This is a genomic window from Pseudomonas sp. PS01299 (genome assembly GCF_029960145.1).
Taxonomy (GTDB): domain Bacteria; phylum Pseudomonadota; class Gammaproteobacteria; order Pseudomonadales; family Pseudomonadaceae; genus Aquipseudomonas; species Aquipseudomonas putida_A.
The window spans coordinates 1-6903 of record NZ_JASCPO010000273.1 but is presented as its reverse complement, the minus strand read 5'-3'; the positions used below and the strand labels follow the sequence as shown (position 1 = coordinate 6903).

The 6903-nt window shown below is 61.4% G+C and carries 7 protein-coding genes; 2 read left to right on the top strand and 5 right to left on the bottom strand.

Features of this window, described 5'->3' with window-relative positions; translation table 11 throughout:
- Positions 1-83: 83 nt before the first annotated feature.
- From QMX91_RS27490 to rnd, 3 genes are all read right to left on the bottom strand, one after another.
- On the bottom strand, positions 84-1016 hold the full coding sequence (locus QMX91_RS27490; protein ID WP_282413674.1) for a D-2-hydroxyacid dehydrogenase: 933 nt from the start codon (positions 1014-1016) through the stop codon (positions 84-86).
- A 118-nt stretch (positions 1017-1134) separates the two neighbouring features.
- Positions 1135-1428, bottom strand: a complete 294-nt coding sequence (locus QMX91_RS27485) for a YcgL domain-containing protein (RefSeq protein WP_097086697.1) — start codon at positions 1426-1428, stop codon at positions 1135-1137.
- Positions 1425-2558 carry a ribonuclease D gene (rnd, locus tag QMX91_RS27480; RefSeq protein WP_098967682.1) on the bottom strand — a complete coding sequence of 378 codons (1134 nt, stop codon included), beginning with the start codon at positions 2556-2558 and terminating at the stop codon, positions 1425-1427. Before rnd ends, QMX91_RS27485 begins: the two co-directional genes overlap by 4 nt.
- Positions 2559-2812: 254 nt before the next feature.
- On the opposite strand from rnd, the gene QMX91_RS27475 reads away from it, so the two are divergent.
- Positions 2813-3994 (top strand): cyanate transporter, encoded by a 1182-nt coding sequence (locus tag QMX91_RS27475; protein ID WP_282413673.1) that lies wholly within the window; start codon positions 2813-2815, stop codon positions 3992-3994.
- 201 nt (positions 3995-4195) lie between these two features.
- Positions 4196-5131 carry a LysR family transcriptional regulator gene (locus tag QMX91_RS27470; RefSeq protein ID WP_098967678.1) on the top strand — a complete coding sequence of 312 codons (936 nt, stop codon included), beginning with the start codon at positions 4196-4198 and terminating at the stop codon, positions 5129-5131.
- Positions 5132-5134: 3 nt separating this feature from the next.
- Here QMX91_RS27470 and QMX91_RS27465 read toward each other — a convergent pair whose 3' ends face one another.
- Positions 5135-5500 carry a 5-carboxymethyl-2-hydroxymuconate Delta-isomerase gene (locus QMX91_RS27465; RefSeq protein ID WP_282413672.1) on the bottom strand — a complete coding sequence of 122 codons (366 nt, stop codon included), beginning with the start codon at positions 5498-5500 and terminating at the stop codon, positions 5135-5137.
- A gap of 52 nt (positions 5501-5552) precedes the next feature.
- A complete protein-coding gene (locus QMX91_RS27460) occupies positions 5553-6761 on the bottom strand; it encodes a low temperature requirement protein A (protein WP_098967677.1) in 1209 nt (402 codons plus the stop codon).
- Positions 6762-6903 lie beyond the last annotated feature (142 nt).

Below are 6903 nucleotides of genomic sequence, written 5' to 3'. Positions count from 1 at the left end.
ATGGCGTAGTGTCAGACAACATCAATGTCGACTGACACTACGCCATCGCGAGCAGGCTCACTCCTACAGGTATCGCGGTGGATTTAATATCCGCGACTGAAATCCACTTCCCCGCGCAACGCTTCTCCCGCTTGATACGCCTTCAGGTTCTCGACAAACAACTGCACCATCAACGCCGGTGACGTTGGTGCCGAGCTGTGCCCGGTCAGCAGCAGGCCCCAGGCGGTCCAGAACGGATGGCGTTGCGGCAACGGCTCCTGACGGCAGACGTCGATCACCGCGCCCGCCAGATGCCCTTCCTTCAGGGCTTCCACCAGATCCGCATCAACCACTGCCACGCCGCGCCCGACGTTGATGAACAACCCGGTCGGCTTGAATTGCTTGAACAGCGCCGCGTCGTAAATGTCGTGGGTGTGCTCGGTATTCGGCAGCAGATTGACCACGTAATCGACCGCGCCGACTAGTCGTGGCAGATCCGCCATCGAGCCGACTTCGACGAACGGCGCCTGCTCGCGCGCGCTGCTGGCGATGCCGTACAGCTCGACGCCAAACGGCAGCAGAAACTGCGCCACGCTCTGACCGATATCGCCGGTGCCAACGATCAACACCTTGCGCCCGACCAGACTCTGGCCGGTGCGGTTGTCCCACTTGCGCTCGACCTGGCTGACCAGGCGCGCCAGCACTTCACGCTCGTGGCCAAGCATGTAGGTCAGCACGTATTCGGCCATCACCTGACCGAAGATTCCCACCGCGCGGGTCAGGCGATAATCGCGGCGCAAGCCGTCAGCGAGCAGCGGCGTGATGCCGGCCCAGGTCGATTGCAGCCATTGCGGCTGATGGCCCTGACGCAGCAGGGTCGCCAGCAGATCCGGCTGCCCCAGCCACACCGGGCAATCGGCCGCCTGACGGGCCAGTTCGGCGGAGTCGCCACTGGTCAGTACTTCAAGTTCGGGGGCCGCCTGACGTAGCAGCCGGGCGTACACCGCGTGGTCGTGTTCAGCAATCAGAACGCGCATCTTCAAACCTTTCGCAAACCGTGCAGGCAACCGCCGAAGGAGTCGCGCTCCTTCGTGGCGGTCGTCGCCGTAAAATCAGTTCCAGGGTGGCAAGAGGCCCAGAACAGGGCCTCGCAGATCAGACCGGGTCGTTGCGTCGCAGCAATTCTTCGGGCAGGTGTTCGATGTACTCGTCCTCGGCCGGTGGCATCTGCAGGTGATAGCCCTGCTTGTCGAGGTTTTCCAGGACCACGACGATGTCCTCGCTGGCCAGCTTGCGCTCAGGCGACAGCACCAGATCGAATGCATGTTTCGGCTTGCCGAACGCCAGCATCAGGGGTTCCGGCACACGCTCCAGAGCATCGCTCTTGAGCACATAAAGGTACATTCCGCTTCGCTTGGAGCTTTGGTAAATGGAGCAAATACGTTTCAAGGCTGTTCTCCGGCGGTGGCCAGACTGTCGAGCAGCTTCTGGCCCATGAGTTCGCGGCGCCAGCCACGCAGCGACTCAGGCAATTGATAAGGGCCCTCGGGGAAGCCACTTTTAACCAGCGCTTCGAGGGTTTTCTTGCGCAGCATCAGTTCCGGGGCGATGCCCAGGCGTTCGGCTTCGACCTGGCCGAGGGCGCGCAGTTGCTTGATCAGCGCAGCCGCTTCGACCGGCAATGGTTCCGGCACCGCCGGCGGCCATTGATCAGGCCCCACACTGCCAGAGCGCTTGATCAGATCAAGCAGAAATTGGCCGTCCTGACGCACGGTACGCGGGTGCATGTCTTCGATCTTGCCCAGCGCGGCGAGGTTGTCCGGTTGCGTGCGGGCCAGCGGCCACAGCGAGTGCTCACGGACGATGCGGTTGCGCGGCAGATCACGGGCACGCGCTTCTTTTTCACGCCAGGCGCACAGTTCACGCAGCACCGCCAGTTGCGCACGGGACAGTTTCCACGCCAGTTTGGCTTCGCGGTAGACCTCGTACGGGTCGGTCTCGCGGCGCAGGTTGGCGACCAGTTCGGCGCCGTCCTCCAGCACCCAGGCGAATTTGTCGTCGGACAGCTTCGGCCGCAGCTGTACGAAAACTTCCGCCAGATGCACCGCATCTTCAGCGGCGTAGCTGACTTGAGTGTCGGAAAGTGGACGCTGCAACCAGTCGGAACGAGTTTCGCCCTTCGGCAACTCAATGCCCAGCACTTCCTGCACCAGCCGCGAATAGCCCATCGAGAACCCGAGGTTCAGGTAGGCCGCCGCCAGTTGCGTGTCGAACAACGGCGCCGGCAGGCTGCCGGTCAGACGCAGCAGCACTTCGAGGTCTTCGCTGCAGGCGTGCAGGACTTTGAGCACCGCCGGGTTTTCCAGCAACGCCGCCAGCGGTTGCCAGGCGTCGATGGTCAGCGGATCGATCAGGTAGGCGCGTTTGCCGTCGCCGACCTGCAGTAAACCGGCAATCGGGTAGAAGGTGTCGACCCGCATGAATTCGGTGTCGAGGGCAACGAACGGCAGTTGCTGCCACTCGGCGCAAAACTGCGCGAGGCTTTCGTTGTCGCGAATCCAGTGAATATCGATGGCCACACGGCTCTCCCTTGAAGAATGGCGCGCAGTATATATCGCCGCCGGCGTTTTACGCGCCTGCGCTGGGCCAGAGCTGTAACGAAATGTCCTGCCAGAAAGAAAGAATAGTCTTACAGCGTGATCAGCAAGAGGAATCCGAACCTCCCCATGTAGGAGAGCCATATTTAATTTTTAAATAATGCTCGGGAAATCTGATTTGCCGATAAGTGCTGCGCGCCGCCTAATCGACAGCCTCCGCAATCCAGAGTCTGCCGATGGAAAACGTCCGCGCCAACACCCGCCCCGCTGCCTGGCTGATCTTCGGGATCATTCTCGTCGCACTCAATCTGCGCCCATCCATGGCCGCCGTCGGGCCGTTGCTGTCGGCAATTCGTGGCGATATCCCGCTGAGTTTCAGCGTGGCTTCGCTGCTGACCATGCTGCCAGTGATGGCGATGGGGCTGGCGATGTTTTTCGGCATCGGCATCAGCCGCCGGCTAGGCGAGCAACGCACGGTGATCCTGTCGCTATGGATTATCGGTCTGGCGACACTGTCGCGGCTGGTGCTCGATTCGGCACCGCAGTTGATTGGCAGCGCGGTGCTGGCCGGGATGGGTATCGCCCTGATTCAGGCGCTGATGCCGGTGCTGATCAAGTCACGCTTCCCCGACCATGTGGCGCTGTGCATGGGCCTGTATGTCACATCGATCATGGGCGGCGCCGCGCTGGCCGCCTCATTTTCGCCGCTGGTGCTGGGGCAGACCGGCAGCTGGCGCATCGGCTTGGCGATCTGGGCGGCACTTTCCTTGCTCGCGTTGTTGGTCTGGTGGACACAGTCGACCCCGTCATCCATCCAGAACACGCCTGTAGGAAAAGAGTCCTTCACGCGTAGCTCCCGCGCTTGGCTGCTGGCCTTCTTCTTCGGCCTCGGCACGGCGTCCTACACCTGCGTACTCGCCTGGCTGGCGCCGTACTACGTGGAACAAGGCTGGAGCGAACAGCACGCCGGCCTGCTGTTGGGTTTTCTGACGGCCATGGAGGTGATTTCCGGGTTGCTGACGCCGGCCATCGCCAACCGCAGCCGTGATCGTCGCCTGATTCTGGCTACGTTGCTGTTGCTGATCATTGCCGGTTTCTGCGGATTGATCCTCAGCCCGCAACACCTCAGCCTGCTGTGGCCGTGCCTGTTGGGGCTGGGGATTGGCGGCTTGTTTCCGATGAGCCTTATTGTCTCCCTCGATCACCTCGACAACCCGCAGCGCGCCGGCAGCCTGACCGCGTTCGTGCAAGGCATCGGCTACTTGATCGCCGGGCTTTCGCCGCTGCTGGCCGGAATCATCCGCGACCGGCTCGGCAGCTTTGAATGGGCCTGGTGGTCGCTGACCGCAGTGATGGTGGTGATGCTGCTGATAGTGCTGCGCTTCGACCCTCGGCTGTACGCCCGACACATCCGTTGAAGCCGAATGCCGCCGCCGGGCTAGAGGCCTGTTGCCATCTTTTTGCGGTTTATTTGCCGACGTCGTGTTGCTAAAAGTTTCTGTCCCACTGGCGACATTGAAACGTCCTACAGGGCTTTGTCCTGGCACCATCGTTCCGCTACGATCATGCGCACACGTTTGCGCGGATTTCAGCGCAAGGAGCACAGCGGGACGGAACGGATGCTGAACAGTAACTTGCTTCGAAAGCTCGACATGCAGGACCTCATGGTGTTTATCGCCGTGTATGAGCAAAGCAGCGTCACGGATGTCTCGGAGACGCTGTGCGTCAGCCAGTCCACTGTCAGCTATTGCCTGAAAAAATTGCGCACCAGTTTCGAAGACGAGTTGTTCATCAACACCCGCACGGGCATGCGTCCCACCTACAAGGCCGGCACCATGTACGGCCATGTGCAGAAGATCCTCGAAAGCATCAACCTGTGCCACGCCGGCGCCCCGGCCTTCGATCCGACCCGGCAAGCGGTGACCTTCAATATCTGCGCTCCGGAATACTTCGAGCAATTGGTGCTGCCACGGCTGTTGAAGCGTTTCGACTTCGACGATTTGCCGGTGGTGGTCAACATGCACAAGTTCGAGACCGATGTGCCCGCCGACGAACTGCGCGACGGCAGCCTCGACCTGGTGATCTGTTTCGGCCCCAACTTCCACCGCAGCCACACCGACCTGAAATCGCGGATGCTGCTGGAGGACGATCTGGTCTGTGTCTTCGACAAACGCGCCACGCCGCTGGAACCGCGCCTGAGCCTGCAGGCCTTCACCGAGCGGCGCCATGTGTTCCCGACACCGTGGACTTCCACCACCAACATGGTCGATGGCTGGCTGGCGCGTCAGGCGCAGAAACGGCAGATCGTCGCGCGTTCCAACAGCTACAGCGCGGCATTGAAGATGATCACCGGCACCGATTTCATCCTCACCCTGCCCCGGCGCATCCAGCGCCTGCTGACCAACGACGCGGTGTTCAATCACTGCGAGGCGCCGAACGGCCTGCCGGGGTTCACCCTCGACATGCAATGGAGCCAGAACGCCGATCAGGACAGCGCCAACGTCTGGCTGCGCGAGCAGGTGATCAAGGTGTGCAGTGAGCTGGAAACGGCCTGAGTCCTACATGCCGATGGCGGTCTTGGTGTAGGAATCGCGGTCGATATCGAGCAACTCCACACACAACTGCACTTCAACTCCGGCCGGCCACTCGCACAGATCCTGCAACACCGCCAGCAGGCTATCCGAGAGCTGCTTCTTGATCTGCGGCGAGCGACCATTGAGCAGCGCCAGTTTCACATGGATGAAAGCACGCTCACCCATGCCGGTACCGACCTTGAAGGTCTCGACCTTCACCGCCCGGCTCTTGATATCGAACTCCGCAGCGAACTGACCGGAACCCACCAGGGCGTTGTTGAGCCGGATCAACGCCACATCAGCGTTCAACTGCGGCAGGTTGGCGGTGTATTCCATGTGCAGGTGTGGCATGGGGTGCTCCAGTCAGTCGGCAGAAAGGTCGTACATATACCACAGCGCTGCCCTACTCTCCTGCGGCTTTTTCCGAGGTTATCGAGGCCGACGCCTGACGCAATGCCAGGCTTTCCCACAGCGCCACCAGCACCACGATCGCCGTGGTCAGCGCCCCGAGTACCAGCGCCGAAAACCAGTGATTCAACGCCAATGGCAGCGCCAGCATGAGCAACACCAGCCCCGCCAGATGCGACAACGGCGGCAGCGGTCGGTCGGACATGACCCACTTGAACAGCGCATTGCCCAACAGAAACAGCCATGGCCCGCCCACGATCACCAGGATCCCGGCGTCACTGGCGTGATCCGGGTGCACCAGCACCAGTTCGTCGGCCACCGCACTGACAATCACCCCGGCAACAATCAGCACGTGCAGGTAGGTGTAGGCGATGCGCGCCTGGCGCCCGGGATCGCTCGAATGCGCGATGCGGTGATGCGCGCGCTCGGCGCCGCTGTCGAAGTACACCCACCACATGCCGATGCTGCCCAGCACCGCCACCAGAAACGCCATGATCCCGGTTGCGCTCAGCGTCAGTTCAGCGAACGTCGCGCCGGTGACCAGCAACGATTCGCCCAGGGCGATGATCACGAACAGCGCGCAGCGCTCGGCCATGTGATTGCCTTCGACGTTCCAGTCGCTCAACGACGAACGCCCCAGCCCCGGCACCCAGAAATACAGCGAAGGCGAGATCAGCTCGATCAGCAGCGCCAGCGCCCAACACAGCAGACGTTGTTGCCCGTCAAGAAAGGCTCCGACGATCCAGAACACGCCGGAGCACATCAACCACGCCAGAATTCGCTGGAAGTTGCGGGTCATGCTCAGCGACTCGCCACGCACCGCCCAGATCGCGAACAGCGTGCGCCCGACCTGCATGAACACGAACGCCGAGGCAAACATCAGCCCGCGCTCGGTGAAAGCCTTGGGGATCGAGGACGACAGCAACAGACCGGCGATCATCAACCCGAACAGGCCGAGACGGATCGGCAATTTTTCCGGGTCGAGCCAGTTAGTGATCCACGAAGTGAAAATCCATACCCACCACACCGCGACCATCAACAGCGCCACCTGCACCGCGCCCAGGATCGACAAATGCGCGAGCAACGAATGCGAGAGCTGAGTCACGGCAAACACGAACACCAGATCGAAAAACAACTCGACCATGCCGACCTTGCCACTGTCGAGACTGCCGCGCCCACGCAGCAACGAACGGGAAATGCTCATCGGACAAGTCTCCAGCCGGGATCATTGCCATTGAGCAAAGCAGCCCGACCAGACGAACGCAAACCCTTGTAGGAGTGAGCCTGCTCGCGATGGAGTCGTGTCAGACAACATCAATGTCGACTGACACACCCTCATCGCGAGC